The 25,945-nt window shown below is 64.2% G+C and carries 26 protein-coding genes; 15 read left to right on the forward strand and 11 right to left on the reverse strand.

The features are described from left to right. Window positions 1–87: 87 nt before the first annotated feature. Window positions 88–846, reverse strand: coding sequence for an SDR family oxidoreductase (locus LB554_RS04135; RefSeq protein ID WP_140713330.1), 759 nt, complete (start codon window positions 844–846; stop codon window positions 88–90). Between the two features lie 102 nt (window positions 847–948). Further along, a complete protein-coding gene (locus tag LB554_RS04140; RefSeq protein WP_224583250.1) occupies window positions 949–1,323 on the reverse strand; it encodes a DUF2568 domain-containing protein in 375 nt (124 codons plus the stop codon). 197 nt (window positions 1,324–1,520) lie between these two features. On the opposite strand from LB554_RS04140, the gene LB554_RS04145 reads away from it, so the two are divergent. The 8 genes from LB554_RS04145 (at window position 1,521) to LB554_RS04180 (ending at window position 9,264) form a co-directional block, all read left to right on the forward strand. Next, window positions 1,521–2,774 (forward strand): sarcosine oxidase subunit beta, encoded by a 1,254-nt coding sequence (locus LB554_RS04145; protein WP_140661744.1) that lies wholly within the window; start codon window positions 1,521–1,523, stop codon window positions 2,772–2,774. Between the two features lie 2 nt (window positions 2,775–2,776). Then, window positions 2,777–3,199: a hypothetical protein gene (locus LB554_RS04150; RefSeq protein WP_140619005.1), complete on the forward strand. Its 423-nt coding sequence runs from the start codon at window positions 2,777–2,779 to the stop codon at window positions 3,197–3,199. Window positions 3,200–3,210: 11 nt separating this feature from the next. Then, complete coding sequence (locus LB554_RS04155; protein WP_015315781.1) at window positions 3,211–3,507, forward strand: sarcosine oxidase subunit delta; 297 nt, start codon at window positions 3,211–3,213, stop codon at window positions 3,505–3,507. Beyond that, on the forward strand, window positions 3,504–6,497 hold the full coding sequence (locus LB554_RS04160; RefSeq protein ID WP_224583252.1) for a sarcosine oxidase subunit alpha: 2,994 nt from the start codon (window positions 3,504–3,506) through the stop codon (window positions 6,495–6,497). The genes LB554_RS04155 and LB554_RS04160 overlap by 4 nt, the downstream gene beginning before the upstream one ends. Then, complete coding sequence (locus LB554_RS04165; RefSeq protein ID WP_015315783.1) at window positions 6,490–7,071, forward strand: sarcosine oxidase subunit gamma; 582 nt, start codon at window positions 6,490–6,492, stop codon at window positions 7,069–7,071. Before LB554_RS04160 ends, LB554_RS04165 begins: the two co-directional genes overlap by 8 nt. 58 nt (window positions 7,072–7,129) lie before the next feature. After that, window positions 7,130–7,354, forward strand: coding sequence for a hypothetical protein (locus LB554_RS04170; RefSeq protein WP_041163323.1), 225 nt, complete (start codon window positions 7,130–7,132; stop codon window positions 7,352–7,354). A gap of 75 nt (window positions 7,355–7,429) precedes the next feature. Next, window positions 7,430–8,215: a ThuA domain-containing protein gene (locus LB554_RS04175; RefSeq protein WP_140661746.1), complete on the forward strand. Its 786-nt coding sequence runs from the start codon at window positions 7,430–7,432 to the stop codon at window positions 8,213–8,215. Then, window positions 8,215–9,264: a Gfo/Idh/MocA family protein gene (locus tag LB554_RS04180; protein ID WP_140661747.1), complete on the forward strand. Its 1,050-nt coding sequence runs from the start codon at window positions 8,215–8,217 to the stop codon at window positions 9,262–9,264. The genes LB554_RS04175 and LB554_RS04180 overlap by 1 nt, the downstream gene beginning before the upstream one ends. Window positions 9,265–9,313: 49 nt before the next feature. On the opposite strand, the gene LB554_RS04185 is transcribed toward LB554_RS04180, so the two are convergent. From LB554_RS04185 to LB554_RS04210, 6 genes are all read right to left on the reverse strand, one after another. After that, complete coding sequence (locus LB554_RS04185; protein ID WP_140792638.1) at window positions 9,314–9,562, reverse strand: DUF680 domain-containing protein; 249 nt, start codon at window positions 9,560–9,562, stop codon at window positions 9,314–9,316. 186 nt (window positions 9,563–9,748) lie between these two features. Further along, the gene (locus LB554_RS04190; protein ID WP_140618770.1) at window positions 9,749–10,393 is read right to left on the reverse strand and encodes a TetR/AcrR family transcriptional regulator; all 645 of its coding nucleotides are present in this window, start codon (window positions 10,391–10,393) and stop codon (window positions 9,749–9,751) included. Window positions 10,394–10,484: 91 nt separating this feature from the next. Continuing rightward, the gene (locus tag LB554_RS04195; RefSeq protein WP_224583254.1) at window positions 10,485–11,258 is read right to left on the reverse strand and encodes an SDR family NAD(P)-dependent oxidoreductase; all 774 of its coding nucleotides are present in this window, start codon (window positions 11,256–11,258) and stop codon (window positions 10,485–10,487) included. Between the two features lie 3 nt (window positions 11,259–11,261). After that, on the reverse strand, window positions 11,262–12,296 hold the full coding sequence (locus LB554_RS04200; protein WP_224583255.1) for a phosphotransferase: 1,035 nt from the start codon (window positions 12,294–12,296) through the stop codon (window positions 11,262–11,264). Continuing rightward, a complete protein-coding gene (locus LB554_RS04205) occupies window positions 12,293–12,778 on the reverse strand; it encodes a MaoC family dehydratase (protein ID WP_023770549.1) in 486 nt (161 codons plus the stop codon). Before LB554_RS04205 ends, LB554_RS04200 begins: the two co-directional genes overlap by 4 nt. A 39-nt stretch (window positions 12,779–12,817) precedes the next feature. Beyond that, window positions 12,818–13,633, reverse strand: a complete 816-nt coding sequence (locus tag LB554_RS04210; RefSeq protein ID WP_224583257.1) for an SDR family oxidoreductase — start codon at window positions 13,631–13,633, stop codon at window positions 12,818–12,820. Window positions 13,634–13,746: 113 nt separating this feature from the next. Between LB554_RS04210 and LB554_RS04215 the strand changes: the two genes are divergently transcribed. From LB554_RS04215 to LB554_RS04240, 6 genes are all read left to right on the forward strand, one after another. After that, window positions 13,747–14,988 carry an acyl-CoA dehydrogenase family protein gene (locus LB554_RS04215; protein ID WP_140618762.1) on the forward strand — a complete coding sequence of 414 codons (1,242 nt, stop codon included), beginning with the start codon at window positions 13,747–13,749 and terminating at the stop codon, window positions 14,986–14,988. A 45-nt stretch (window positions 14,989–15,033) separates the two neighbouring features. Then, window positions 15,034–16,071 carry a zinc-binding dehydrogenase gene (locus LB554_RS04220; protein ID WP_224583259.1) on the forward strand — a complete coding sequence of 346 codons (1,038 nt, stop codon included), beginning with the start codon at window positions 15,034–15,036 and terminating at the stop codon, window positions 16,069–16,071. Between the two features lie 210 nt (window positions 16,072–16,281). Then, a complete protein-coding gene (locus tag LB554_RS04225; RefSeq protein WP_224583260.1) occupies window positions 16,282–17,448 on the forward strand; it encodes a glycosyltransferase 87 family protein in 1,167 nt (388 codons plus the stop codon). Continuing rightward, the gene (locus tag LB554_RS04230; RefSeq protein WP_224583262.1) at window positions 17,441–18,427 is read left to right on the forward strand and encodes a glycosyltransferase family 2 protein; all 987 of its coding nucleotides are present in this window, start codon (window positions 17,441–17,443) and stop codon (window positions 18,425–18,427) included. Before LB554_RS04225 ends, LB554_RS04230 begins: the two co-directional genes overlap by 8 nt. Beyond that, window positions 18,424–19,242, forward strand: coding sequence for a ChbG/HpnK family deacetylase (locus LB554_RS04235; protein ID WP_140713354.1), 819 nt, complete (start codon window positions 18,424–18,426; stop codon window positions 19,240–19,242). Before LB554_RS04230 ends, LB554_RS04235 begins: the two co-directional genes overlap by 4 nt. Beyond that, window positions 19,239–19,646, forward strand: coding sequence for a GtrA family protein (locus tag LB554_RS04240; RefSeq protein ID WP_140661756.1), 408 nt, complete (start codon window positions 19,239–19,241; stop codon window positions 19,644–19,646). Before LB554_RS04235 ends, LB554_RS04240 begins: the two co-directional genes overlap by 4 nt. A gap of 6 nt (window positions 19,647–19,652) precedes the next feature. Here LB554_RS04240 and LB554_RS04245 read toward each other — a convergent pair whose 3' ends face one another. From LB554_RS04245 to LB554_RS04255, 3 genes are all read right to left on the reverse strand, one after another. Then, entirely contained in the window at window positions 19,653–22,784 is a 3,132-nt protein-coding gene (locus LB554_RS04245) for an efflux RND transporter permease subunit (protein WP_224583264.1), read from the reverse strand. Then, the gene (locus LB554_RS04250; RefSeq protein WP_224583266.1) at window positions 22,781–23,941 is read right to left on the reverse strand and encodes an efflux RND transporter periplasmic adaptor subunit; all 1,161 of its coding nucleotides are present in this window, start codon (window positions 23,939–23,941) and stop codon (window positions 22,781–22,783) included. The genes LB554_RS04245 and LB554_RS04250 overlap by 4 nt, the downstream gene beginning before the upstream one ends. Before the next feature lie 200 nt (window positions 23,942–24,141). Further along, window positions 24,142–24,969 (reverse strand): MurR/RpiR family transcriptional regulator, encoded by an 828-nt coding sequence (locus tag LB554_RS04255; protein WP_015315801.1) that lies wholly within the window; start codon window positions 24,967–24,969, stop codon window positions 24,142–24,144. A gap of 145 nt (window positions 24,970–25,114) precedes the next feature. Between LB554_RS04255 and LB554_RS04260 the strand changes: the two genes are divergently transcribed. Continuing rightward, the gene (locus LB554_RS04260) at window positions 25,115–25,933 is read left to right on the forward strand and encodes an N-formylglutamate amidohydrolase (protein ID WP_224583268.1); all 819 of its coding nucleotides are present in this window, start codon (window positions 25,115–25,117) and stop codon (window positions 25,931–25,933) included. The last annotated feature ends 12 nt before the right edge of the window (window positions 25,934–25,945 follow it).

The raw sequence follows: 25,945 nt of genomic DNA on the forward strand, positions 1-25,945 counted from the left end.
GGAAACGGAATCGCCAAATCGCGCCGAAAAAGCAAGAGCGGCGGCCTGCGTCACAACGACGAACAGGCAGTTCTCCGTAAAAATCCTTCACGTCCGGTTGATCGACACACCGCCATCGGCAAACAACGCGGTACCCGTGGTGAAGCTCGAGGCGTCAGAGGCAAGGTAAAGCGCCGAGCGGGCGATCTCTTGCGGCTGGGCCATGCGTTTCAGGGCATGGAGGCCCTCGACGAAGGCGCGGGCCTCGGGTGTGGTCGTCGTCGCCCCCGGTGTGTCGGTGCCACCCGGCAGCAGCGCGTTGACGCGCAGTCCCTTCGGTCCATATTCGGCGGCCAGCACCTGCGTCAAACCGATCAGGCCTGCCTTGGCGGCAGCGTAGGCGGCCATGCCGGGCATGCCGGCGGTGTAACCGACAAAGCTCGATGTGAAGATCAGCGAGCCGCCGCCGCGCTCCAGCATGGCCGGTATCTGATACTTCGCGCCGAGAAAGGCGCTGGTCAGATTGGTATCCATCGTCCCGTGCCATGTCTGTGCCGACATGTCGGGGACGGAGCCCATCAATCCGACGGAGCCGGCATTGTTCAACGCGATGTCGAGCCCGCCGAAGCTGCCGACCGCCAACTCGACGAGGGCTTTCGCATAGGTCTCGTCGGTGACATCTCCCGCGAGAACGACGGCCGTGCCGCCGGCGTCCTCGATTTCGACTGCGAGTGCATCAAGCGCCGTTTGGCGGCGAGCGGAAATGACGAGCTTGGCGCCTTCCTCGGCGAACAGCTTTGCCGTGGCGCGGCCGATGCCGGAACTGGCACCGGTGACGATGGCGATCTTGTTGGCGAGTGCGAGCATGTTTGGCATCCTTGTCCTTCGCGCCAGCTTCGCCGGCGATCGGATGCTTGGTCGCAAATCGGCAGAACAGCAGCCACCCGAAAGCTGCAGAGATTCGCGCCACTACCGCCGCAGCAGCCATGCCAGACGATCCAGCGAGAACGCGTAGCTGATGACGATCAGCAAGGCCATGATGATGGCCGTAATGGTATGGCCCGCCAAATGGAAACCCGCGGCGCCGCCGAACAGGACGATGAATTCCAGCGCCAGCCTGACAGCGCCCGGTACAGGCACCGGTGCCCGGCCCGACCGGCTTGGATCGTTGAGGACCGCGAAGATACCCCATGCCGCGGCTGCGGCGAGCGGCAAGGCAATGGCGAGGACCCAACGCCACGCTTCGTCCGAAAGGCTCCAGCCTGCCATGCCGAGGCCGAGCAAGGCGGCAAGCTCCAGCAGGAAGCGCAATGTGAGATTCCACCAGGCGTTGCCCATCATCATCCTCCGAATCCCAGCGCCGAGAAGTGTGACTGAAGGCAATCGTGGGAGCCAGGCCGGATAGCTCTTTTTCAGCGCGGCGCAAAACGGCAAGCGCCGTCGCAAACAGCGCAAGGGTGGCAGCGCTGTTTCGCTAGTGATACACCTCGCGCGCCGGGGCTTGATGATGAACGCCCGGCTGCCATTTGCGAGGCTGGAACGTGAAGAAATATTCGGTATTCGCCATCGCCCGCGAGGCCATGCGCGGCCACAAGGGCTGGGAGGAACAATGGTCCTCGCCGGAGCCGAAGAAGGAATACGACGTTATCATCGTCGGCGCCGGCGGCCATGGGCTGGCAACCGCCTATTACCTCGCGACCGTGCACGGCATCACCAATGTCGCGGTGCTGGAAAAGGGCTGGCTGGGCGGCGGCAATACCGGCCGCAACACCACCATCATCCGTTCCAACTATCTCTATGACGAGAGCGCCGGGATTTATGACCATGCGCTGAAGCTCTGGGACGGGCTCTCCCAGGAGCTCAACTACAACGTCATGTATTCGGCGCGTGGCGTCATGATGCTGGCGCACAATGTGCACGACATCCAGGTGCTGAAGCGCCATGTGCACGCCAACCGGCTCAACGGCATTGACAATGAATGGCTGACACCCGAGCAGGCGAAAGCATTCTGCCCGCCGCTCAACACCTCCAAGGACGCACGCTATCCGGTGGTCGGTGCGGCGCTGCAGCGTCGTGGCGGCACGGCGCGCCATGACGCGGTCGCCTGGGGTTATGCGCGCGGCGCCTCGGCGCGCGGCGTGCACATCATCCAGAACTGCGAGGTGACCGGCGTCAAGCGGGCCGCCAATGGCGCGGTGACGGGCGTCGACACGACGCGCGGCTTCATCGGCGCCAAGAAGGTTGGCGTCGTCGCCGCCGGACACTCCTCCGTCATCATGAACATGGCCGGCGTGCGCATGCCGCTGGAAAGCTATCCGCTGCAGGCGCTGGTGTCGGAGCCGATCAAGCCGGTCGTGCCTTGCGTTGTGATGTCGAACACGGTGCACGCCTATATCTCGCAGTCCGACAAGGGCGAACTGGTGATCGGCGCCGGCACCGACCAGTATGTCTCCTATTCGCAGACCGGTGGGCTGCACATTCTTCAGCATACGCTCGACGCCATCTGCGAAATGTTCCCGATCTTCACGCGCATGAAGATGCTGCGGTCGTGGGGCGGCATCGTCGACGTCACACCCGACCGCTCGCCGATCCTGGCCAAGACGCCGGTGCCCGGCCTCTACGTCAATTGCGGCTGGGGCACGGGCGGCTTCAAGGCGACGCCGGGGTCCGGGCATGTCTTTGCCCACACCATCGCCAAGGACGATCCGCACCCGATCAACGCGCCCTTCACCATCGAGCGCTTCCGCACAGGCCGCCTCATCGACGAGGCGGCGGCCGCGGCGGTGGCGCACTGATGATGATGGCCGAGGTGGCAGTCGCGGTGCCGCTGATGCTGGCGGGGGAACAGGGCATGTTCCATGTTCCGACGGCGCAGGAAGTGCGGCTGCAGCCGATCAGCCGTGCGGGAAACGAGACCGGCTGGCCGTTTTCTGTCGACGAGGGAATGCTCGCCTGCGTCTGGAGTGTCGGCCAGAAAGTGGTGATGTTCTTCGAAGGCAGGCCGCATGGGCTGGATGAAGACGAGGATTTCCAGCCGCGTGGCGTCATCGTTACGACAGATCCGATGCAGCTGACGCTCGGCAACATGGCCAACCGCGATCTGTTCAGCGCGGCGACGAGCGTCGAGGAGCGGCTGCGGCTCGTCGCTCCCTTCATGACCATGGGCCAGAAGCTTTGCGATCAACCGGCTGGCGCGCGCGTCGGCCACGGCGAATTGTAGGAACAAACACGATGCTTCTCATCCGCTGCCCCTATTGCGAGGAAGAGCGCCCGGAACTCGAATTCCGCAACGCCGGCGAGGCGCACATCGCACGCTCGGCCAACATATCAGGCGAGAGCGACGACGACTTCGAGAAGTTCTTCTTCATCCGCTCCAATCCAAAGGGCATTATCTATGAGCGCTGGCGCCACATGCATGGCTGCGCGCGCTTCTTCAACGCGGTGCGTGACACCGTGACTGACAAGTTCGTCATGACCTACAAGGCCGGCGAACCGAAACCCTCCAAGCTGCCCGGAGTAGCGAAATGAGCGGCGCGTTGCGCATTCCCGGCGCCGGACGCCTTAGCCAGGCCAAGACCGCGCGGTTCAGCTTCGACGGCCAGTCCTACGCGGGCATCGAGGGGGACACTCTGGCATCGGCGCTGCTCGCCAATGGCGTGCATCTGGTCGGCCGATCGTTCAAGTACCACCGCCCGCGCGGCATCCTGTCGGCCGGCGCGGAGGAGCCGAACGCGCTGGTGCAGATCGTGCGCGACGACGCGCGCAAGACGCCGAACGTGCGCGCCACCGTGCAGGAGCTCTATGACGGGCTCGCCGCCAATTCGCAGAACCGCTGGCCGTCGCTGTCCTTCGATGTCAGCGCGGTCAACGACCTGGCCTCGCCGCTGTTCTCGGCCGGCTTCTACTACAAGACCTTCATGTGGCCGAAGGCGGCCTGGAAGAGCCTTTACGAACCCAAGATCCGCGAAGCCGCCGGCCTCGGTGTTTCGCCCGACAAACCCGATCCCGACCATTATTCGTCGCGCTACGCCCATTGCGACGTGCTGGTGCTGGGCGGCGGCGCGGCCGGCATCGCGGCGGCACTTGCCGCGGCGGAGACCGGCGTGCGCGTCATCCTGGCCGACGAGCAGGCCGAGTTCGGCGGCAGCCTGCGCTTCGAATCTGGTGCGAAGATCGACGGCCAGGACGGCTTTGCCTGGGCACAAGCGGCGATCGCCAGACTGAGCGCGATGGACAATGTCCGGGTGCTGCCGCGCACCACGGCGTTCGGCTATTACGCGCAGAATTTCGTCGGTCTGGTCGAGCGCGTCAGCGATCACCTGAAGGTCCCCGGCCACGATCTGCCGCGCGAACGGCTCTGGCAGGTCCGCGCCAAGCGCGTGGTGCTGGCCTCCGGCGCCATCGAGCGTCACATGGTGTTTGCCAACAATGACAGGCCCGGCATCATGCTGGCGGGTGCGGCGCGCACCTTCCTCAACCATTATGGTGTCGCGGTTGGCCGGAATGTCGGCGTCTACACCGCCAACGATTCGGCTTACGGCGCCGCGATCGACCTGAAGAAGGCCGGCATCAACGTGGCGGCGATCGTCGATTTGCGTGACAACCCGACCGGCCCGGTGATCGATGAGGCCAGGGCCCTCGGCATCGAGATCAATTTCGGCCGTGCCGTGATCCGCGCCGGCGGCAAGCTGCGCGTGTCGTCGATGACGGTGCAGCCGAAGAATGGCGGCGGCGAACGCACTATTCCCGTCGATGCGATCCTGATGTCCGCCGGCTGGACGCCGTCGGTGCATCTGTTCTCGCAATCGCGCGGCAAGGTCGCCTTCAACGACGAGACCAAGCGCTTCGTGCCTGGCACCTACGCGCAGGACTGCGTGTCGGTCGGCGCCTGCAACGGCACCGACGGCCTGACGGCGACCGTGGACGAGGCCTATGCGGCGGGCGCCAAGGCGGCGAAAGAAACAGGCGGCAAGGCGTCCAAGGGCACCAAGCCGAAGGTCGAAGCCTCGGAAAGCTGGTCGCGCGGCATGCTGGGTGCTGGCCCCGGCGCCGGGCCGGACAAGACGGTGAAAGCCTTCGTCGATTTCCAGAACGACGTGACCGCCAAGGACATCCGCCAGGCGGTGCATGAAGGCATGCGCTCGATCGAGCATGTCAAGCGCTTCACCACCAACGGCATGGCGACCGACCAGGGCAAGACCTCTAACATGCACGGACTGGCGATTGCCGCCGAAACGCTGGGCAAGCCGATCCCGGAAGTCGGCCTGACCACGTTCCGCGCCCCCTACACGCCTGTCACCTTCGGCGCGATCGTCAGCCACGCGCGTGGGCCGCTGTTCGACCCGACACGCAGAACCGCGATCCATCCCTGGGCCGAGGCGAAAGGCGCGGTGTTCGAGGATGTCGGCCAGTGGAAGCGCGCCTGGTACTTCCCCAAGGCAGGCGAGGACATGCATGCGGCGGTCGACCGCGAATGCGTCGCCGTGCGCAACCAGGCCGGCCTGTTCGATGCCTCGACGCTGGGCAAGATCGAAGTGGTCGGCCCCGACGCGGCGAAGTTCATGGAACTGCTCTACACCAATCCGTGGGAGAAGCTGGAGCCGGGCCGCTGCCGCTATGGCATCATGCTGCGCGAGGACGGCTTCATCTATGATGACGGCGTCGTCGGCAGGCTGGCGCCGGACCGCTTCCATGTAACGACGACGACGGGCGGCGCGCCGCGCGTCATGAACCACATGGAGGATTACCTCCAGACCGAGTTCCCGCATCTTAATGTCTGGCTGACCTCGATCACCGAGCAGTGGGCGGTCATTGCCGTTCAGGGGCCGAAGTCGCGCGACATCATCGCGCCGCTGGTCGAAGGCATCGACATGTCCGACGAGGCGCTGCCGCACATGTCGGTGCGCGAGGGCAAGATCTGCGGCGTGCCGACGAGGCTGTTCCGCATGTCGTTCACCGGCGAGCGCGGTTTCGAGGTCAATGTGCCGGCCGACCATGGCCAGGCGGTCTGGGAAGCGTTGTGGGCCGAGGGCCAGAAGCATGGCGCCGCCGCCTATGGTACCGAGGCGATGCACGTGCTGCGCGCCGAGAAGGGCTACATCATCGTAGGCCAGGATACGGACGGTACGGTGACGCCAAACGATGCCGGCCTCGACTGGGCGGTCGGCAAGAAGAAGGCCGATTTCGTCGGCATTCGCGGCCTGACGCGGCCTGATCTCGTCGCCAAGGGGCGCAAGCAACTGGTCGGCCTGAAGACCAAGGATCCAAAGGTGGTGCTGGAAGAAGGCGCGCAGATCGTCGAGGATCCCAAGCAGGCGATCCCGATGAAGATGCTCGGCCATGTCACGTCGAGCTATTGGTCGCAAAATTGCGGCCGTTCCATCGCGCTGGCGCTGGTCGCCGGCGGGCGTGACCGGATGGGCGACACGCTCTATGTGCCGATGCCGGACGGGGTGATCGAAGTGGAGGTTACCGGCATGGTGTTCTTCGACGAGACGGGAGGGCGCCTCAATGGCTAAGGCTGCTGCAAAGACGGCCACGATGGCTTCATCATCAGCAGAGCGGCGTCCGGCATTGGCCGGGCGCACTGTCTCCGCAACGAGTGTCAAGGTCGAAGTGCTGCCGCCGGCCGAGCGTATCTCGCTGCGCGCCCCGGAGGCTTCAGTCGCCGCTTTGTCGAAGGCGCTCGGCCTGACCTTGCCGAAGAAGCCGAAAACCTCGGCGTCGAAGGGCGGGCGTACGGCGTTGTGGCTTGGCCCGGACGAGTGGCTTGTCATCGACGAGGCCGGCAAGGACCCACTCGCCGATTGCGCAGGAGTTTCCGCCTTGCATTCGTCGGTCGGCATCTCGCATCGCAACATCGCGATTTTAGTCGCCGGTCCGGCGGCGGAAGCCGCGATCAATTCGGGCTGCCCGCAGGACCTGTCGCTCGACGCCTTCCCGGTGGGCGCCGCTTCGCGCACCATTCTCGGCAAGGCCGAGATCGTGCTGCTGCGCACGGCCGACGAGGCCTTCCGGGTCGAGTGCTGGCGTTCCTTCTCGGACTATGTCTTTACTTTCCTGTCCGAGGGAGCCCGCGACGCCGCCGGCTGACCCCGGAACGTTTGCCGCCCGCGTCCGTTGAGCGGCGACAGTCGAGGGAGAGATGCCGATGCCGTCGAAGTCCGCGCCGAAATCGCCGAAAACCGCGGCGGTCCGTTCGCTCGAACATGAGCGGCATTACGAGGCTGACGCCGAAGAGGAACTTGAGGAAGGCCTCGAGGACACGTTCCCGGCCAGCGATCCCGTGTCGATTACCGGGTCGTCCATTCCTGGAGCACCGGCGAAACCCGGCAAGGCCAAGACCGTCCCCGGCCGCAAGACCCGCAAACCCTGATTTCAGAATTTTTGGCTGACGGCCTCTTCCCAAGACCTCCGTGGATGCGATATTCAAAGCGCTTTGGAGAGGAAAATGCCTGTTAGAGCCGTTGTCTGGGGTGAAAACGTCCATGAACAGACCAATGCTGCCGTGCGCGACCTCTATCCGCTGGGTATGCATGGCACCATTGCCGCCGCACTCAACCAGGACAAGGGCGTCGAAGCGACCACCGCCACCTTGCAGGAACCCGAGCATGGCCTGAGCGAGACGCGCCTGGCCGCCACCGACGTGCTTTTATGGTGGGGCCATGCCGCCCACGGCGAGGTCAAGGACGAGATCGTCGAGCGCGTGCAGAAGCGGGTCTGGGAAGGCATGGGGTTGATCGTGCTCCATTCCGGCCACTACTCGAAGATCTTCAAGCGGCTGATGGGCACGCCCTGTTCGCTGAAATGGCGCGAGGCGGGCGAGCGCGAGCGTGTCTGGGCGATCAACCGCGGCCACCCGATCGCGCAAGGCATCGGCGAATGCCTGGAGATCGGCGAGACGGAAATGTATGGCGAGCCGTTCGCGGTGCCGGAGCCGCTGGAGACGGTATTTGTCTCCTGGTACCAAGGCGGCGAGGTGTTCCGATCGGGGCTGACCTATCAGCGCGGGGCGGGAAAAATCTTCTACTTCTCGCCGGGCCATGAGACCTATCCGATCTATCACAATGAAGGCGTTCAGCAGGTGCTGCGCAACGCCGTGCATTGGGCGCACAACCCGGCCCCGGCCTGGTCCGGCATCACCAATGCGCCAAACGTGTCGACGGACAAGGCCAAGGAGAAGATCGTCCAGAAAGGCCTGCGCCTGCATGCGGACGGTGACAAGGGACTGAGCTGATGCACCGCCTGCTTTTGCTCGGCACCGGTTGGATCGCGGCGCATCATATCGAGGAGTTCGGTCAGGTCCCGGGCTGCGCCATCGTCGCTTGCGTGGACCACCTGCCGGGCCGCGCGGCGGCGTTCGCAGCCGCCAACAAAATAGGCACTTTCTTTGAAAGCCTCGATGCGGCGATCGCTTGGGGTGAGTTCGATGCCGCCATCAACGCCACGCCCGACCAGGTTCACAAGGCGACGACGCTGGCCCTGCTGGCCGCCGGGAAACATGTGTTCTGCGAAAAGCCGCTGGCGCCGAACCACGCCGATGCGCTTGCGATGAGCGATGCCGCCGAGGCGGCCGGGCTCGTCAACATGGTCAACCTGACCTATCGCAACACTCCGGTGATCCAGGAGGCGCGGCGCATGGTGCAGGCCGGCGAGATCGGCGAGTTGCGCCATGTCGAGGCGAGCTACCGGCAAAGCTGGCTGGTCAGCAAGTTCTGGGGCGATTGGCGGGTCGACGACAAATGGCTGTGGCGCCTGTCGGGCCGGCACGGTTCGACAGGCGTTTTGGGCGACGTCGGCATCCATATCCTCGACTTCGCGACCTATGGGGCGGCCGAGGATATCGTCAGCCTGCATGCCGATCTGGTGACGTTTCCGAAGGCGGAGGGCGACCGCATCGGCGACTATGTGCTCGACGTCAATGACAGCTTGGCGATAACGGCGCGGCTCGGTTCAGGCGCGCTGGCCACGATCATGGCCAGCCGCTACACGACAGGCCACGGCAATGATTTGTCGCTGGCCCTGCACGGTACCAAGGGCGCGATCAAGGTCGAGACCGACGGCAAGGTTTCGAAACTGTCCGCTTGCCTGGGTGACGACGTCGATCAGCACCGTTGGCGGACGCTGACGCCTCCAGGCGTCAAGCACAACGCCCAGCGCTTTGTCGATGCGCTGGACACGGGACAGAACGGCGATCCGTCGTTCCGGCGGGCCGCCGACATGCAAAGGCTGATCGACGCCGCCTTCGAAAGTTCAGCGACCAAACTGCCGGTCTCGATCGGCTGAAATCACCATCCGGCCGGCTGAGCCGGCCAGAACCTACTTTCGAAAAATCTCAGTAGGCGCTCGGCATGATCCACGGGTTCACCGTGATGCCGAGCCGGGGACCCTTGCCGTCGGTCGTGGCTTCCGTGGAGGCCTTCTTGTCGACCGAGCCGGTCGAAGCGCAATCGAGCTTCATATTGGTCTTGGTGTCGACGCAGGTCGCGGCGGGAACGTGCTTGACCGCGTGGGTGCCGTTGGCGGCAAAGGCCGAGCCCGAAAGTGCCAGCACGGCGGCGAGGGTGAGGAGTGTCTTTTTCATGGCCTGTCTCCGGTTTCGGCGGGTGAATTTTTTTCGTACATGTACGTTATTCCGTACAAATACGTCCGTCGATCGCGAAGTTCAAGAGAAAATCGTACGCGTACGGTAGTTTTTTGTTAACCAAGAAAGTCGCCGCGGAAGGCTTGGAGGGCGGTGCGGAATCTGGGAGAACAAAGGATATAGCGCTCAGCAGTTGACCGGTGTCTCGGTCAATGGCGGCACATATTGCGTGCTGAGCGTGGCAAGGGTGAAGTCGCACATTCGCTTCACGAAAGCCTGCGGGTCGCCGAACGGGTAGAAGGGGAAGGTGATCAAAAGCGAGATCGTGCCATGGCCGACGGCCCACAGTATGGTGGCGATGGCGCGTGGATCGCCATGCAATTTGCCGGCGGCGACACAGGCCTCGACCCTGCTGATCAGCGCCTTCATTGCGGGGTTGCTTTCCTCCATGTCCTCGTAGCTCCTGCCTTCCGGCAGCTTGGTCTTTTCGGTCATGAAGACGGTGCGGTATTCGTTGGGGTTGCCGAGCCCGAAGGCGGCATATTCGGTCATGACCGCCTGCAAGGCCTCGATCGGATCGTCGGACGGGTGCTCCTCGATGCGTCGGGCGAGCGTTTCGAACGCGTCCTCGGCCAGGGCGAACAGGATGTCCTGCTTGTCGGCGAAGTAGGAATAGACCGACATCGGCGCATAGCCGACCCGCTTGGCCAGCTTGCGGATGGTCAAGCCTTCATAGCCTTCTTCCTGGACGAGCTTGTGCGCGGCCGCGACAAGCTCCGAGCGCAGTTCGGCCTTTTGTTTCTCGCGGCGTTTCTGGACGCTCAGCGGCAAGTCCGTTGCCCTTGTCTGGTTGGTGCCTGGCTAAATTATATACGCTGTACGGAAACGGACAAGGGCGCCGCGGGTTCCCACGCGGCAGGCGTCAGATCGCGCCGACACCGCCATCGATGGCCAGCGCATGGCCGGTCATGAAGGAATTGGCTGGGTCGGCGGCAAACAGGATGGCCGTGGTGATCTCGTCGACTTCCGCCACGCGCTTCATCGGTATGCCACGGGTCAGCTCGGCCAACGCCTCTGCCTCCGGAATGCCGGAGACGCTCACGAAACCGTCTATCATGCCCGTTCTGGTGTGGGCGGGGCAGATGGCATTGATGCGCAGACCCTTGCTGGCATATTCGACCGCCGCCGACCGGGTCAGGCCGATCACGCCATGCTTGGCGGCTGCATAGACCGAAAGCTTCGGCGCGCCCGAAAGGCCGGCGGCCGAGGCAATGTTGACGATGCCGCCCTTGCCGGTCGCCTTGAACTGCCGCTCCATTTGCGGGATCTGGTGCTTCATGGCGTAGAAGACGCCGAGCAGGTCGATCTCGAGCACCCGGCGGGCTTCGTCCGATGGAACCTGCGGCAGGCGCACGAAACTCTGAACGATGCCGGCATTGTTGACGGCGACATCCAGGCGGCCAAATTTTTCCAACGCCAGCGCCACCAGCGCTTCCGACAGTGCCTCCTCGGCAATGTTGCCTGCCAGCATCGCGGTCCCGGTATCGAGCGTCTCGGCGAAACTCATCAGGGCCGTTTCATCCAGGTCCGAGAGAACCAGCCGGGCGCCTTCGGCGGCAAAGCCCTTGGCGGCGCCACGGCCGAGGCCGCCGGCCGCGCCCGTGATCAGCACCGTGGTTCCATCAAAGCGGCCCATTGCTTAGTCTTCCTTGTCGATCAGCTCGGCGGCGAGGTGCGACAGCAGCTTCACCGCCTCGCCATAGGTCCTGGCTTTTTCCGGATTGGAAGCATTGCCGTCCAGCGCCCGCTTGTAGACACCCTGGCAGATTGCCGCCAGGCGGAAGAAGGAGAAGGCGAGGAAGAACGTCCAGTTGCCGATGCCGGCGAGGCCGCGCCGCCGGCAATAGGCAGCGACATAGTCTTCTTCCAAGGGCAGGCCGAGGGCCGGGCGATCGATGCCGCCAAGGCCGCGAAAGCCGGAGGCATGCGGCAGGCGCCATTGCATGCATTGATAGGCGATGTCGGCGAAGGGGTGGCCCGATGTCGACAATTCCCAGTCGAGCACCGCCAGTATCCTCGGCTGGTCCGGCGCAAAGATCAGATTGTCCAGCCGATAGTCGCCATGCACCAGCGATATCAGGCCGTCATCGACCGGCAGGTGGGTTTCCAGCCAGGCGATCAGCCGGTCCATGTCGGCAATGATGCCGGTTTCGGAAGCACGGTACTGGCCGGTCCAGCGTGCCAGCTGCCGCTCGAAGTAATTGCCGGGGCGTCCGAAATCGCCAAGACCCACGGCCTCGACATCGACATCGTGCAGGGCGGCGAGCGTGGCGTTCATGGCGTCGTAGATCGCGGCGCGTTCCTCGTTGCCGTGCGCCTCCGGCAGTGCCGGATCCCAGAAGATGCGGCCGTCCAGGAAATCCATGACGTAGAACATGCGGCCGATGGGCGAATCCTCGGTCGACAGGTGCAGCATTTCGGGCACTGGTACGGCGGTGCCGGAAAGCGCCTTCATCACACGGAATTCGCGGTCTACCTGGTGAGCCGATTTCAGGAGTTGGCCTGGCGGCTTGGCGCGCAGCACGTAACGGCCGCTTGCCGCCGTCAGGAGATAGGTCGGGTTGGATTGGCCGGATTCGAATTTTTCGATGGCCGCGAGTCCGGAAAAACCCGGGATATGCGCGTCGAGGTAAGGCGCGAGCGTCGCCTGGTCGAGCGCGTTGGCGTCGTTCATGCTGTCTCGGGCTGGCGTTCAAGCAAGGTCAGCGTCAGCCAACGGGCGGTGAGCGCCGGTTTTTTGGAGCCCTCGATCTCGATGGTCACGTCGTGCGCCGTCTGCACCCAGCCCGACGGCCTGACCTTGACGTCGGCCAGCACGAAACGGGTGCGGATGCGCGCGCCGGTCTTCACCGGGGCGAGAAAGCGCAGCGAATCGAAACCGTGATTGACGCCCATCTTGCCGTTTTCCAGCGGCGGCATGGTCTCGAACGTCATCGCCGACAGCAGCGACAGCGACAGGAAACCATGCGCGATGGTGCCGCCGAACGGCGTTTCGCGCTTGGCCCGCTCCGGATCGCAGTGGATGAACTGGTGGTCGTCGGTGGCGTCGGCGAACTGGTCGATCATGCGTTGCGTGACCACCCGCCAGGGCGAAACGCCGACCTCCTTGCCGACACTGGCCAGAAGCACATCGAGACTGATTGGTTCCACGCTCATGTCCTCCAGTTCACCTCCGGCTTCTGCGGCCGGAAAATGTCATTCCTTGAACAAGGTCAACCCATGCTGCACCGACTGCCCGCCGTCGATCGGAAGGATGGCGCCGGTGACATAGCTGCCTGCACGGCTGCACAAATAGAGCGTTGCGCCGGCAATGTCATCCGGTGTGCCGATGCGGCCGATCGGGACATGGCCGCCGACATGCCTGGCCTGCTCGTCCGTGCCGGTGGCAAATGCGGTCATACGGCTCTGGAAGGGACCGGGGGCAAAGGCGTTGACGGTGATGCGGCGGCCGGCGAATTCGAGCGCCAGCGTGCGTGTCAGGTGATGAACGGCCGCCTTGGAGGCGGTGTAGGAATAGGCGTCGTCGGCCAGCGGCTGCGTTCCCATCACCGAGCCCAGATTGATTACGCGGGCAGGATCTTCGTCGCTGGCGGCTGCATCGAGCAGCGGCAGCAATTCGCGCGTCAGATGGAAAACCGCGGTGACATTGACGCCGAACACCTTGGCCCATGCCGAATAAGGGAAGCTCTCCAGCGGCGCGCCCCAGGACACGCCGGCATTGTTGATGAGGATATCGAGTTTGCCGGTGCGCGCCTTGACCTCGCCGACCAAGGCGGCAATGCCGGCCTCGCTGGAGACGTCGCCGGCAAAGCCTTCCGCTTGGCCCGGAGCGCCAAGCCCGTTCAACTCACTGGCCACCTTGATGCAGTCCTCGCCCTTGCGCGAGGCGATCATTACGCTGGCGCCGGCCTTGATCAGCGCGGTCGCCGCCATGCGGCCGATGCCGGTCGCGGCTCCCGTCACCAGCGCGGTCTTGCCGGTGACCGAAAACAGCTCGTCCAGATAGCTCATGACAATCCTCCGCACGGCCTGCGGGCAAACAGTTCGCGTTGACAAGGCTATCCGAAGTACGGTCATCCTTGCCACTGACAAAATGCCCGGCCTGCATGAAGGGTTAGCGACCGATGACGGAGATGAATCTCGGCATGACCGAACGGTTGAAGCCGATCCACGCCCGCGTCGCGGCCATGGTGCGCGACGAGATCATGCCGCTCGACAAGGAATTCCTGAGCGAGGTCGGCAAGGCCGGCGACCGTTGGGTCTACAGCAAGCGCCAGGGGGAGATCCTTGAGGGGCTGAAGAAGACCGCACGGGAGCGCGGCCTGTGGAACTTCTGGCTGACCGGCTCGGAGCGCGGCTACGGCCTGTCCACCGTCGAATACGCCTATTTGGCCGAGGAGATGGGCAAGGCGCATCTGGGCGCCGAAACCTTCAACTGCTCGGCACCCGACACCGGCAACATGGAGGTTCTGGAACGCTACGGCTCGGCCGAGCACAAGCGGGAATGGCTCGAGCCGCTGCTGGACGGAAAGATCCGCTCGGCCTATCTCATGACGGAGCCGGACGTCGCCTCCTCCGACGCCACCAACATTTCCATGCGCTGCGAGCGACAGGGCGGCGACTATCTGCTCAACGGCGAGAAATGGTGGGCGTCGGGTGCCGGTGACCCGCGCTGCGCCATTTACATCGTCATGGTGCGGACCGCCGGCGATGAAGAGCCACAGCACCGCCGCCATTCGATGATCCTGGTTCCCTCGGGCGCGAAGGGTGTGACCAAGGTCCGGGCGATGCAGGTCTATGGCGACGATGACGCGCCGCATGGCCACATGCATCTTCGCTTCGACAATGTGCGGATATCGACGTCGAACCTGATCCTCGGCGAGGGCAGGGGCTTCGAAATCGCGCAAGGCCGGCTCGGCCCCGGCCGCATCCATCACTGCATGCGCGCCATCGGCCAGGCCGAGATGGCGCTGGAGATGCTGTGCCAGCGTTCCCTACGCCGCGAGGCCTTCGGCCAGAAGCTGGCGAAACTCGGCGCCAATCTCGACATCATCGCCGAATGCCGCATGGAGATCGAGATGGCCCGGCTGCTCTGCCTCAAGGCGGCATGGATGATCGATCAGGGCGACGCGCGGGCCGCGGCCCCCTGGATCAGCCAGATCAAGGTCATCGCGCCGCGTGTGGCGCTCAAGGTCACCGACGAGGCGGTGCAGATGTTCGGTGCGCAAGGCATCAGCCAGGATACGCCTCTCGCACGCTCGTGGACGCATCTCAGGACGCTGCGCCTCGCCGACGGGCCCGATGCAGTGCATCGGCGGCAGGTGGCACGCATGGAGCTGAAGAAATACACGCATGAAAAGACCTGAGCGCTGCCCGGCAGCGTTGCCGCTGACAAACAAGGAATACCGTCAATGACGATCCCCTCCGAAATGAAGGCGCTGCTCTTGGTCGGTGACGGCTATACGAGGACGCCGAGCGGCAGTGCGCTCGAGGCGATGGAGCCGTATCTCGAGCTGGGCAGCATCGCCGTGCCTGCGCCGGGACCGGGTCAAGTGCTGATCAAGGTCAGCCTCGCTTCGATCAATCCATCGGATGTCGCCTTCATCAAGGGCCAGTACGGCCAGCCGCGCGCCAAGGGCCGTCCGGCCGGCTTCGAGGGTGTCGGCACGGTCGTCGCGATCGGCGAGGCGCCCCATCCCAAGAGCCTTGTCGGCAAGCGCGTCGCTTTCGCCACCGGTCTGAGCAATTGGGGGTCGTGGGCTGAATATGCCGTCGCCGAGGCGGCGGCCTGCATACCGCTTCTCGATACGGTTCGAGACGAGGATGGCGCCGCGATGATCGTCAATCCGCTGACCGCGATCGCCATGTTCGACATCGTCAAACAGGAAGGCGAAAAGGCCTTCGTCATGACCGCCGGTGCGAGCCAGCTGTGCAAGCTGATCATCGGGCTGGCGAGGGAGGAAGGGTTTCGGCCTGTTGTCACGGTGCGCCGTGACGAGCAGATCGCGTTGCTGAAAGAGCTTGGCGCGGCGCATGTCCTCAACGAGAAGGCGCCGGATTTCGAGGCCACGCTGCGCGAGGTGATGAAGGCCGAACAGCCGCGCATCTTCCTCGATGCCGTCACCGGGCCGCTGGCGTCAGCCATCTTCAACGCGATGCCAAAAGGGGCGCGCTGGATCATCTACGGCCGGCTCGATCCCGAGGCAACGATCATCCGCGAGCCTGGCCAGCTGATCTTCCAGCACAAGCACATCGAAGGCTTCTGGCTGAGCGAGTGGATGCGGCAATCCAGGGATCGGCGAGGTCCGGCGGTCCTCGAGGCACAGAAGCGTTTTTCCGACGGACGCTGGTCGACCGACGTGACGGCGATCATTCCGCTGGCCGAGGCAATGGCGCGAATGCCGGCGGAACTGGCCAAGCCCAACGGCAAGGTGTTCATCCGGCCCTGATGCCGTCTTATGCGGCGCCGGAAGGGCGATCGCAGGCTTTCTGGACGCTTTTTCCAGTTCGGTCGACCATCCTTGACAATCCCCGAAATTGATCGCCGCGTCTTTCGGCCCCTATGCCTCGTCGCTTTGTCCGTGATATGTCGCCGCCATCGAATGCCGGGAGGGCGCCAAGGCTGAGGCGTCTTCCCCCATGGCGTGCGGGGTGAATTGATGACGATTTCCAAGCCGGTTTTCGATCGTTTGGGGCTGGGCATGTGGATCGGGGCATTCCTGATCGTTCTCGGCCTGGTGCTATGGTCGCCCGGCACGCGCACGGTGACGCAAGCCTACGGATATGGCAGCGAAGCGTTCCTGAGCGGGCGGCCGCTGTACAACCTTCAATCCGAGATGGGGTACCTGTATGCGCCAGCCTTCGCCGCGCTCTACCTGCCGGTGCTGAAGCTCGGACCCTATCTGGGCGGCGTGGTGTGGCATGTGGTGGGCTTCGCAGCGCTCACCTTCGCGGCGATGCGGCAAGTGCGCAAAATCGGCGGTGAGGAATTGCCATGGCTGCTTTCCTTCGGCCTCTTCCTTGCCCTGCCGATGGCGCTGGGTGCCATCCGCAACGGCCAGGCGACGATCCTTTTGACCGCGGCCTGCTGGCTCCTGACCCTGTCGGCGCTCGAAGGGCGGCGCGCCGAAACCTTCTTCTGGGCTTCGGTCGCCATCATCGCCAAACCGACCGCGATCATCATGCTTTTGCTGGTGGGAGCCCTGCGCCTGCGGCTGGTACCCGTGCTCGTGCTGGCAGTGCTGTTGGTACTGGCCATACCGTACGCGTTCGCGCCTGCCGGCTACCTCAACCAGCAGTACGGTGATTTCGCCCGCATGTTGACCTCCATGGCCGTCGACAAGTCCGGCCACTTTGTCCCTACCGACTTCACGGCGCCTTTCACCTCGGCCGGGCTTCCCATGCCTGAGTTCGCCGCCACGATCGTGCGCATCGTCGGGGCATTGCTTACGCTGTCGACCGTCCTCTGGTTCGACCGCAAGCTCCAGCCTGGAATTGCCGGACTGGCGATCTTCCTGGCGGCAGCCTTCTACATGTGCGTCTTCAATCCGCGTGTCGAGCCAAATACCTATGCCATGATCGCCGTGCCCGCCGGCCTCGCTATCGCCACACTGTGGCGGGAGGAGCGTGGCGGCGTCCTGGCCACGGTGCTGTCGACGGTATTGTTCCTCACAGGTTTGACCAGCGTCGAGCGCCACATGCATGATTTCTTCTACCCTTGGTTCCGGCCGATCGCGGTCACCTTCATCGCCTGTTCGCTGATCTGGTGGTTCTGGGCCAAGGCGCGCGAAAAGATCGTGAGCGTCGGACCCGTTGCACATGGCTGATCCGCGTCAAAAACTCGACATCGTGGCGCCCTTCTTCAACGAGGCGCAATCGGCGCCGGCCTTTGCCGCCCTGCTCGACAGGCTCGAGGAAGCGGTATCAAGCCGTTTCGGCATGGTCGTCCACAAGATCCTGGTCGACGACGGCAGCCTCGACGATGGCGCCAGGCGATTTTCGCAAGCCCTGTCGGGATCGTGGGAGATCGTTCGCCTCAGCCGCAATTTCGGCAAGGAGGTCGCGGTGCTCGCCGGCCTCGACCAGTCGCGTGGCGACATGGTGCTGATCATGGATTCGGATCTGCAGCATTCCATGGATATCAGCTTGAAGATGATCGCCGAGCTGGTGGAAAGCCCCGATATCGACGTCGTGTACGCGCAGAACGACCGCCGCGAGGCGAGCTGGCGGCGCAGCCAGCTGGCGCGACTTTTCTACAGCCTGATCAACAGCAGCCAGCGTTTCGACATTCCGGAGAACGCCGGTGATTTTCGCGTCATGCGCGGTCCCGTGGTGCGTGCGCTGACCAGCCTGCGCGACAAGCGGCGCTTCAACAAGGGCCTGTTCGCCTGGGCCGGTTTCCGTCAGAAAGCCATACCCTATTCGCCGGAAAACCGCCCCATCGGCACGTCGAAATGGAGCCGGCTCAACCTGATCGCCTTTTCACTGGAAGGATTTACATCGTTTTCCGTCATCCCGCTGCGCATCATCAGCTTGAGCGGGATGCTGGCGGCGCTGGCGGGCGTCGTTTACGGCGCCAAAGTGTTCTTCGAGGTGATGTTCTACGGCGTTGCCGTGCCTGGTTACCCCAGCCTGATGGTCGCCGTCGTGCTGCTCGGCGGCCTCAACCTCACCTTGCTCGGCCTGATCGGCGAATATGTCTGGGTCACGCTGTCCGAGAGCAAGGACCGGCCGGTCTATCTGGTGCGCGATGTGGTGCTCAGCGAGACCGCCCCCGACAAGCCGCCGGGCGCGTCCCGCGGATGACGCGGCGCATTCGCCTGATCGCCGACGACTACGGGCTGGCACCAGGGGTTTGCGCCGGCATTCTCGACCTGCTCGACCGCGGACGCCTGACCGGCACCAGCTGCATGACCGGTTTTCCGGAATGGGCCGAGGCGGCGGCGCGCATAAAGCCGCTGCGCGGCCGCGCGGCGATCGGGCTGCACCTGACCCTTACGGACCAGCCAGCGGTCACAGGCAAATCGAGCCTAGCGCCCGAGGGTCGGTTGCCGCCGCTTCGTTCGCTGGCCCTGCCGGTCCTGCGCGGGCGGGTCGACGAGCGCGACGTCCATGCCGAACTCGACGCGCAATATAGCCGTTTCGTCGAGGCGCTGGGCCGCAAGCCCGACTTCATCGACGGTCATCAGCACGTGCATTTCCTGCCTGTCGTGCGCGGCTGGCTGCGGACACGTTTTCCCGACACTGCCGGCAGGCCGGTGCTGCGAGGCGCTCCGGCGCTGAGCGATGCCGCCGCCGCACCGAAAATCGCGGCAATCGCTGCCGTGGCCGCCGGCTTCAACCAATCGATGCAGCGTGCCGGCTTTGCCGTTTTGAAGCCGCTCGCCGGCATCTATGACTGGCGGCAACCCGAAAAGTTCGCCCCCTTGCTGGAGGCTGCCGTCGAAGCGCTGTCGGACCGTGGGCTGTTCATGTGCCACCCCGGCCATGTCGACCAAACGCTGTGCGCGCGTGACCCGATGCAAGGCGTGCGCGAAGTGGAATTCGGCGTTCTGGCTTCGGATGCGTTCGGCGCGAGCCTGGCCCGAGCCGGTGTCGAGATCTTGGACGGCCGGGAATGAATGGCGTTCAGCCACGGCGTTCGACCGGCAGCAAGATCGTCCGTTTTGCGCTGGTCGGACTGGCAAATACGGCCATCGACCTTGCCGGTTTTTTCCTGCTGCTCAAGCTGCACGCCCCGCCGCTGTCCGCCAATGTCATCTCTTGGTCGATTGCCGTCGTCTTCTCTTTCGTGGCGAATGGCTTCTGGTCGTTCGAACGCAATCACGCCATTCGGCTGCATGACGCCTTCCTGCGCTTCGTCTCGGCTGGGGCGTTGATTTCGCTCGGCGTGTCCAGCCTGTCGATCGCACTCTTCGCCGGCATCGGCGGTGTGTGGCCGGCAAAGATCGGCGGGGTCATCGTGGCGGCCGTGCTGAACTTCCTTGCCGCGCGTTGGTCGATCGAGGGCCGGCTGCTGAAATAGGTATCTCTATTCCGCCGGTTCCACATTGGTGTAGGCGGCTTCCTCGAGTTCGCGCTTCAGCCGTGCTTCCTCATGGGTCTTCGGCGTGACGAAGCGGCCAAGCAGGAGATAAGCGACCGGGGTCAGGAACAGTGTCGAGATGGTGGCCAGGCCAAGCCCGCCGACAATGACCCAGCCGAGCGCCACGCGTGCCTCGGCGCCAGCGCCGGCGGCCAGCACGAGCGGCACACCGCCAAGTATGGTGCAGATCATCGTCATCATCACCGGCCGCAGGCGGATGGTGGAAGCCTGCTCGATCGCTTCGCGCACGCCCAGGCCCCGATCTCGCAGCTGGTTGGCGAATTCGACGATCAGGATGCCGTTCTTGGCCATGACGCCGACCAGAAGCACCAGGCCGATCTGGCTGTAGGCGTTGAGGCTGGTGCCTGAAAGCAGCAGCGCGAAAATGGCGCAGGCAAGGCCGAGCGGCACCGTCGCCATGATGATGACGGCGCTGACGAAACTCTCGAACTGGGCGGCCAGCACCAGGAGGATGATGACCAGGGCGAAGCCGAAGATGGTGACCATGGCGCTGTTGGTTTCACCCAAAGTCGCTGCCTCGGCCAGGGGCAGGATGCGGCTTCCAGGCGGCAGGAGCGGCGTGGCGATCTGCTCGGCGCGTGTCAGCGCATCGCCAAGCGCGAAATTGCCTGAGAGGTTGGAGGTGATCGCCACCGATGGCTGCTGCTGTTCGCGCGACAGCGACGGCGGCACGGCGCGCTCGGTCAGCGTGGCGATGGTCGACATCGGCACGAAGCGGCCATCCGCGGTCTTGAGGAAGACATTTTCCAGGTCGGTCGGGTCGTTGATCGGATTGGTCGTCGAGACCAGCTTCACGCCGTAGCTGCGGTCGGCGATGTAGACATCGACGACGTCGTTGCCGTCGAGCATGGCTTGCATGGTGTTGGCGAGCCCCGTGATGTCGATGCCGAGATCGGAGGCGCGCTCACGATCTATAGCTACGGCCAGTTGCGGCTGCGTCGGGTCGATCGACAGGCGCGGCGTCTGAAAGCGCCCATCCTTCTGCATCTCGGCGATGATCTTGACCGCTGCATCGCCAAGCGCCTTGCGGTCGTTGCCAACCAGAGCGAATTGCAGGCCGTTGCCGGCGCCGCGGATACCGAGACTGTTGGGTTGGACCGGGAAGATCCGCACGCTGGGCACCTGCCTGGTCAACTGACTGATCTCGGCCATGATCTCCTGCTGGCTGCGGCTGCGCTCGTCCCACGGCGCCAGCGTCATCACCATGAAGCCAGAATTGTAGGAGCCGTTCTGGCCGGCGTTTTCGAAAGTCGAGCGGATCTCGCCGGAATCGCGCATCGGCTGGATCAGCCGCTCGATCTTCTGCATCTGCTGCGTCGTGTAGTCGAGGCTGACGCCTTGCGGGGCGTTGATGCGCAACAGCACGGCGGCGCGGTCCTCGGTCGGCGTCAGTTCCTGGCGGATGGTGCCGAACAGCGCGAAGGCGACGCCGGCAAACAGCACCGCGACCAGAACCACGATCCAGGGCGCATCGAGGCAAGCGTGCAGCGCGCGCTTGTAGCCGGCATTCAAGACGCCGCCGATGCGAGCGCCGACGCCTTGGCCGCCTTCGTGGTGAAGCGGCGCGCTGGTCAGCATGCGCGAGGCAAGCATCGGGCAAAGCGTCAGCGCGACCACGCAGGACAGAAGCACCGACATCGCAAGCACGAAGCCGAATTCGCGGAACAGGCCGCCGGTCTGGCCGGGCAGGAACGAGATCGGCACGAAGACGGCGACAAGCGTCAGTGTCGTGGCGACGACGGCGAAGAACACTTCCTGCGCGCCGAGCACGGCCGCCGCACGCGGCCCCATGCCTTCGTTGCGGCGTCGCACGATGTTTTCCAAGACGACGATGGCGTCGTCGACGACAAGGCCGGTGGCCAGCACCAAAGCGAGCAGCGTCAGGATGTTGACGGAGAAGCCGGCCAGATAGATGGCGGCGATGGTGCCGATCATGGCGACCGGCATCGACAGGCCGGGGATGAGCGTGGCGCGCCAGTCGAGCAGGAAGATGTAGATGACGATCAGCACCATGGTAACCGACAGCCCAAGCGCGATCTCGACCTCGTGCACCGCACCCTTGACGAAGACAGCGTCGTCGCTGGTGATCTTGATCGACATGCCCTTGGGCAGATTCTCCTGCAGCTTGGCGACGGCGGCCTGGACACCCGTCGAAATGTCCAGCGTGTTCGATTCCGCCTGGCGGATAATGCCGAGGCCGATTCCGGTCTTGCCGTCCGAACGCAGCGTCGTCTGGCCAACATCGGGGCCGAGCGTGACGGTCGCGACATCGCGGATGCGCGTCGTGCCGCCGATGATGATGTTTTCGAATTCCGCGGGCGTCGTCACGTCGGCCGTGGTGCGGACGATCAGGTCTTGGTTGGTCGTTGTGATCGATCCGGCCGGGGAATCGAAGGCGACGGAGGCAAGCGCCGCCCGGAGGTCGGCGACCGTGAAGCCGAGGCTGGCGAGCTTGTTTTGGTCGACATCGATGCGAAAGATCTTGTCGCGGTCGCCATAAACCTGAACGTCGGCGACGCCGGGCACGGCGGCCAGTTCGTCCTCGATCTGGTCCTGGACCACCACCGTCATGTCCTGGATCGACATGGTGTCCGAAGTCACCGCCAGCCGCATCACCGCGTCGGAATTGGCATCGGCCTTGACGATGCGCGGCGGATCGGCGGTATCGGGCATCTGGTTGGCGACCCGGCCGACGGCATCACGCACATCCGAGGCGGCGACGTTAAGGTCGACACCGTCGTTGAACTCGATGGTGACGCGGCTCGAGCCGAAGGAGGAGGAAGATGAGATCGACTTGACGCCGGAGACGCGGGCGACGGCGCCCTCGATCGTGTCGGTCAGTTCGCGGTCGACGGTTTCGGCGGCCGCGCCTTCGAAGGTCGTGGAGACCGTGACGACGGCGCGGTCGACGTCGGGCAATTCGCGGATCTCGACACCGTAGAAGGCAGCGAGGCCGGCAACGGCTATAAGGGTGTTCAGCACGAACGCCATGACCGGCCTGCGGATGAACAGTGCGGCGAAGCCGGTATCGCTGGCGGCGTTGACGGAGCCGGTCATGAGCCTTCCGCGGCGGTGGCGGCGCGCTGCTCCTGGCCCGCGATGCGAACCTCGCCGCCTTCGCTGACACTTTGGGTGCCTTCGGTGACCACCATGTCGCCGCTGTCGATCTCCGCGCCGATCAATACGGTCTCGGTGTTGCGCTGGATGATGCGCACCGGCACGCGCCTGGCCTTGCCGTCCTCGACTTGCCAGACATAGGCGCCGTCCGAACCCCAGAGGATCGCCAGCGGGCTGACGGCCGGATAGGTCTCGCCGGGGAATTTCATGGTGATGGAGAACGACATGCCGGCGCGCAGCGAATCGGCCGGATTGGCGATGGTGGCCTTGACCAGAAGTGTGCGGCTCTTTTCGTCGATATGATTGTCGATCGCCGAAACCGTGCCGGTGTATGCGTTGCTCGGATTGGCGATCGGCGTCGCCGTCAATTGCGCGCCGACCTTGACGGCGGCGGCGAAGCGCTCGGGTACCTGGAAATCGACCAGGATAGAGGACCGGTCGTCAAGCGTGGCGATCGCCGACTGGTTGGTGACGTAATTGCCGGCCGAGATCGGCAGGATGCCGACCGTGCCGGTGATCGGCGCCAAGATCGAGCGGCGCTGCAGTGCAAGCTCGGCATCCTGAAGCGCCAGCTTGGCGCCGGCCAGAACCACTTCGGCATCGGCGACCGCGACCGGTGTCGCCGCGTTGGAGGCACGCAGCGACTTGACGCGGTCGAGCTTGGACTGAGCATCCTGCAAGGCAAGCTTGGCGCGGTCCTGTGCGATGATCTCCGTCTCGGAATCGAGCGTTGCGATGATCTGTCCCTTGTCGACATGAGTGCCGGATTCGACCAGCAACTCGGCAAGACGGCCGGAACTGTAGGGATTGACGGTCACCGAGGCGTTGGCACGGCCGGTGCCGATCGCCTGCAGGCGGTCGTTTATGGTGGCCGTACCGGCAGGCAAGGCGACGACGTTGACCTGCCGGACTCCATTGCGATTGCCAGCCTGTTTCGCGCCGTCCGCACCGCTTCTGGCGGGAGGCGTTGCCGCGTACGCCCAATCCATCCCCCAGCGCGCCAGCACTTCCGGCGCGCCTGGATAGAAGCGTGCCCAGGCGGCCGCGGCGGCGACCACGATCACAAGCGCAACGACAATTTGCTTCCAGGTCCGCATCGACACTCCGGTTTCAGAAATCGTCGGCCATTCCCGAAGGAACGGCACAGTGACGATGCGGGCGGGCGGCAAAAATCCGGCCACGCCACACCCCGATATCAGCGGTTTATGGCAATTATCACGCAATCGTGCACATTAAATCTCGGTAACGTGAAACCGAGACGGCCGCGAAGCCGATGCAATGATCCGGAGGATTCTGCCTATCGCAGGCCTTCCATCTCGCGGATGCGCCGGGCGCCGTCGGCCTCGAGTTGCCTGGTGACGGCGCCGATCAACGTTTCGGCGACGACGAAAAGTGCCGCTGAGGAATCCCATGCGGAAGGCACGGCGGTTCGTCCGGCGATGACATGGCGAGCAAAGCGGGCGATCGGCGACAGCCACTGGTCGGTGAACAGTACGATCTGAACGCCGCGCTGATGCGCCTTCTCGGCGAAGCGGACGAGGCTGTCCTGGTAGCGCCTGATGTCGAAGATCACCAGCACGTCGCGCTTGCCCATGTCAATCAGCCGGTCACGCCACATGCTCTCCTGGCCGGCGAGGTGAAAGACATCGGGCTGGATGACGGCGAGATGGGCGGCCATGTAGCGCGCCAGCGGGTCGGTAAAGCGGCCGCCGATCAGGAATGTCTTGCCACGCCGCTCGGCCAGCCTGGTGGCAATGTCGGCAAGCTGCTTGTCGGACAGGTGCCTGAAGGTCTCGCGCATATTGTCGAGCGTTGCTTCCAGCATGGGCGACACCGTGCCGCCACTAGGCGAGGGCGGGTTGAGCGTTCGTATCGCCGGCGATTGCAATTGCGCCGCCAGTTCATCCTGCAGGCTCGACTGGAACTCGGGGTAATTCTGGAAGCCCAGCCGGGCGACGAAACGCAGGATCGTCGGCGAGGAGACGCCGGCCGCGGATGAGAATTCGGCGACTGTCTTGAGGCCGATCATCGGATAGCTCGCGATCAGCGTCTGCGCTGCGCGCCGTTCGCCGGCGGGCATCGCGCCGATACGGTCGGCAATCAATTCGGCAATGTTGGAAATCATCTTTTCCCCACCCTTGGCCCGCCGACCGTCTTTTCCCCAGATCGCATTTGACAAAGCCAAACAAACTGTATGAAATCATCCACCGGGACGCAATGAAACAAAATACGTAACATACGATACAGCGCTCCCAGGGGACGGCAGGACTATGGAGACAGCGCGGCCCGCCAGCCTTGCATCGTCTGATACCGTGAGGGTGACGAACCCCGGCGGATCGAGCCCCTTCGTGCTGACCTGCGATCACGCTTCCAATTTCCTTCCGGCTGAATTCGGCACGCTCGGCCTTGCCGTCGACGACCTGTCCCGCCATATCGCTTGGGATCCCGGTGCTTTGCCGGTTGCGCTGCGGATGGCGCAGGCGCTCGATGCGACGCTGGTCGAAGCCCGCATTTCGCGTCTCGTCATCGACTGCAACCGGCCGCTCGATGCGCCGGACCTGGTGCCGCCGGTCAGCGAAACCACTGCCATACCGGGCAATACCGGCCTGTCGGAAAAACAGCGCGCGGCGCGGGTCGCCCTGTCATGGCAACCGTTCCATGGCGCCATCGAGCGCATCGTCGAGGACCGGTTGGCGCGCGGCCAGGAGACCCGCCTGGTTTCCGTTCATTCCTTCACGCCGGTCTACAAGGGCCGCAATCGGCCCTGGCATATCGGCATCATCCATGACGAAGATCGCCGGCTGGCGTCGCCGCTGATATCGGCGCTGCAACGGCTCTCAGGCATCACCGTCGGCATCAACGAACCCTATTCGCCGGCCGACCGCGTCTATTTCACGCTGGAACGGCATGCGCGCTCGCGCGGGCTACCCTGCGCGATGATCGAAATCCGCAACGATGAAATCTCCGGCGAAACCGGGCAGCGGAAATGGGCGGATATGCTCACGGGCATTTTTTCGGATCTGGAGCCAGAGGAGGCCAAGGGCTCTCGACGAAGCGCAGTCGGAAAGTCAGTTCAATCGGCCAGCTAAGAACCAACAGGG

This window comes from Mesorhizobium sp. CO1-1-11 (assembly GCF_020164995.1).
GTDB lineage: Bacteria > Pseudomonadota > Alphaproteobacteria > Rhizobiales > Rhizobiaceae > Mesorhizobium > Mesorhizobium australicum.

Excerpts from the sequence above, each read along its gene's own strand:
- LB554_RS04180 (WP_140661747.1), top strand. The coding sequence starts at position 8,215 with ATGCACCGCCTGCTTTTGCTCGGCACCGGTTGGATCGCGGCGCATCAT.
- LB554_RS04195 (WP_224583254.1), bottom strand. The coding sequence starts at position 11,258 with ATGGGCCGCTTTGATGGAACCACGGTGCTGATCACGGGCGCGGCCGGC.
- LB554_RS04245 (WP_224583264.1), bottom strand. The coding sequence starts at position 22,784 with ATGACCGGCTCCGTCAACGCCGCCAGCGATACCGGCTTCGCCGCACTG.
- LB554_RS04255 (WP_015315801.1), bottom strand. The coding sequence starts at position 24,969 with ATGATTTCCAACATTGCCGAATTGATTGCCGACCGTATCGGCGCGATG.
- LB554_RS04140 (WP_224583250.1), bottom strand. The coding sequence starts at position 1,323 with ATGATGATGGGCAACGCCTGGTGGAATCTCACATTGCGCTTCCTGCTG.
- LB554_RS04160 (WP_224583252.1), top strand. The coding sequence starts at position 3,504 with ATGAGCGGCGCGTTGCGCATTCCCGGCGCCGGACGCCTTAGCCAGGCC.
- LB554_RS04260 (WP_224583268.1), top strand. The coding sequence starts at position 25,115 with ATGGAGACAGCGCGGCCCGCCAGCCTTGCATCGTCTGATACCGTGAGG.
- LB554_RS04230 (WP_224583262.1), top strand. The coding sequence starts at position 17,441 with ATGGCTGATCCGCGTCAAAAACTCGACATCGTGGCGCCCTTCTTCAAC.
- LB554_RS04150 (WP_140619005.1), top strand. The coding sequence starts at position 2,777 with ATGATGGCCGAGGTGGCAGTCGCGGTGCCGCTGATGCTGGCGGGGGAA.
- LB554_RS04175 (WP_140661746.1), top strand. The coding sequence starts at position 7,430 with ATGCCTGTTAGAGCCGTTGTCTGGGGTGAAAACGTCCATGAACAGACC.
- LB554_RS04210 (WP_224583257.1), bottom strand. The coding sequence starts at position 13,633 with ATGAGCTATCTGGACGAGCTGTTTTCGGTCACCGGCAAGACCGCGCTG.
- LB554_RS04165 (WP_015315783.1), top strand. The coding sequence starts at position 6,490 with ATGGCTAAGGCTGCTGCAAAGACGGCCACGATGGCTTCATCATCAGCA.
- LB554_RS04155 (WP_015315781.1), top strand. The coding sequence starts at position 3,211 with ATGCTTCTCATCCGCTGCCCCTATTGCGAGGAAGAGCGCCCGGAACTC.
- LB554_RS04170 (WP_041163323.1), top strand. The coding sequence starts at position 7,130 with ATGCCGTCGAAGTCCGCGCCGAAATCGCCGAAAACCGCGGCGGTCCGT.
- LB554_RS04225 (WP_224583260.1), top strand. The coding sequence starts at position 16,282 with ATGACGATTTCCAAGCCGGTTTTCGATCGTTTGGGGCTGGGCATGTGG.
- LB554_RS04215 (WP_140618762.1), top strand. The coding sequence starts at position 13,747 with ATGACGGAGATGAATCTCGGCATGACCGAACGGTTGAAGCCGATCCAC.
- LB554_RS04240 (WP_140661756.1), top strand. The coding sequence starts at position 19,239 with ATGAATGGCGTTCAGCCACGGCGTTCGACCGGCAGCAAGATCGTCCGT.
- LB554_RS04250 (WP_224583266.1), bottom strand. The coding sequence starts at position 23,941 with ATGCGGACCTGGAAGCAAATTGTCGTTGCGCTTGTGATCGTGGTCGCC.
- LB554_RS04200 (WP_224583255.1), bottom strand. The coding sequence starts at position 12,296 with ATGAACGACGCCAACGCGCTCGACCAGGCGACGCTCGCGCCTTACCTC.
- LB554_RS04235 (WP_140713354.1), top strand. The coding sequence starts at position 18,424 with ATGACGCGGCGCATTCGCCTGATCGCCGACGACTACGGGCTGGCACCA.
- LB554_RS04135 (WP_140713330.1), bottom strand. The coding sequence starts at position 846 with ATGCTCGCACTCGCCAACAAGATCGCCATCGTCACCGGTGCCAGTTCC.
- LB554_RS04205 (WP_023770549.1), bottom strand. The coding sequence starts at position 12,778 with ATGAGCGTGGAACCAATCAGTCTCGATGTGCTTCTGGCCAGTGTCGGC.
- LB554_RS04220 (WP_224583259.1), top strand. The coding sequence starts at position 15,034 with ATGACGATCCCCTCCGAAATGAAGGCGCTGCTCTTGGTCGGTGACGGC.
- LB554_RS04185 (WP_140792638.1), bottom strand. The coding sequence starts at position 9,562 with ATGAAAAAGACACTCCTCACCCTCGCCGCCGTGCTGGCACTTTCGGGC.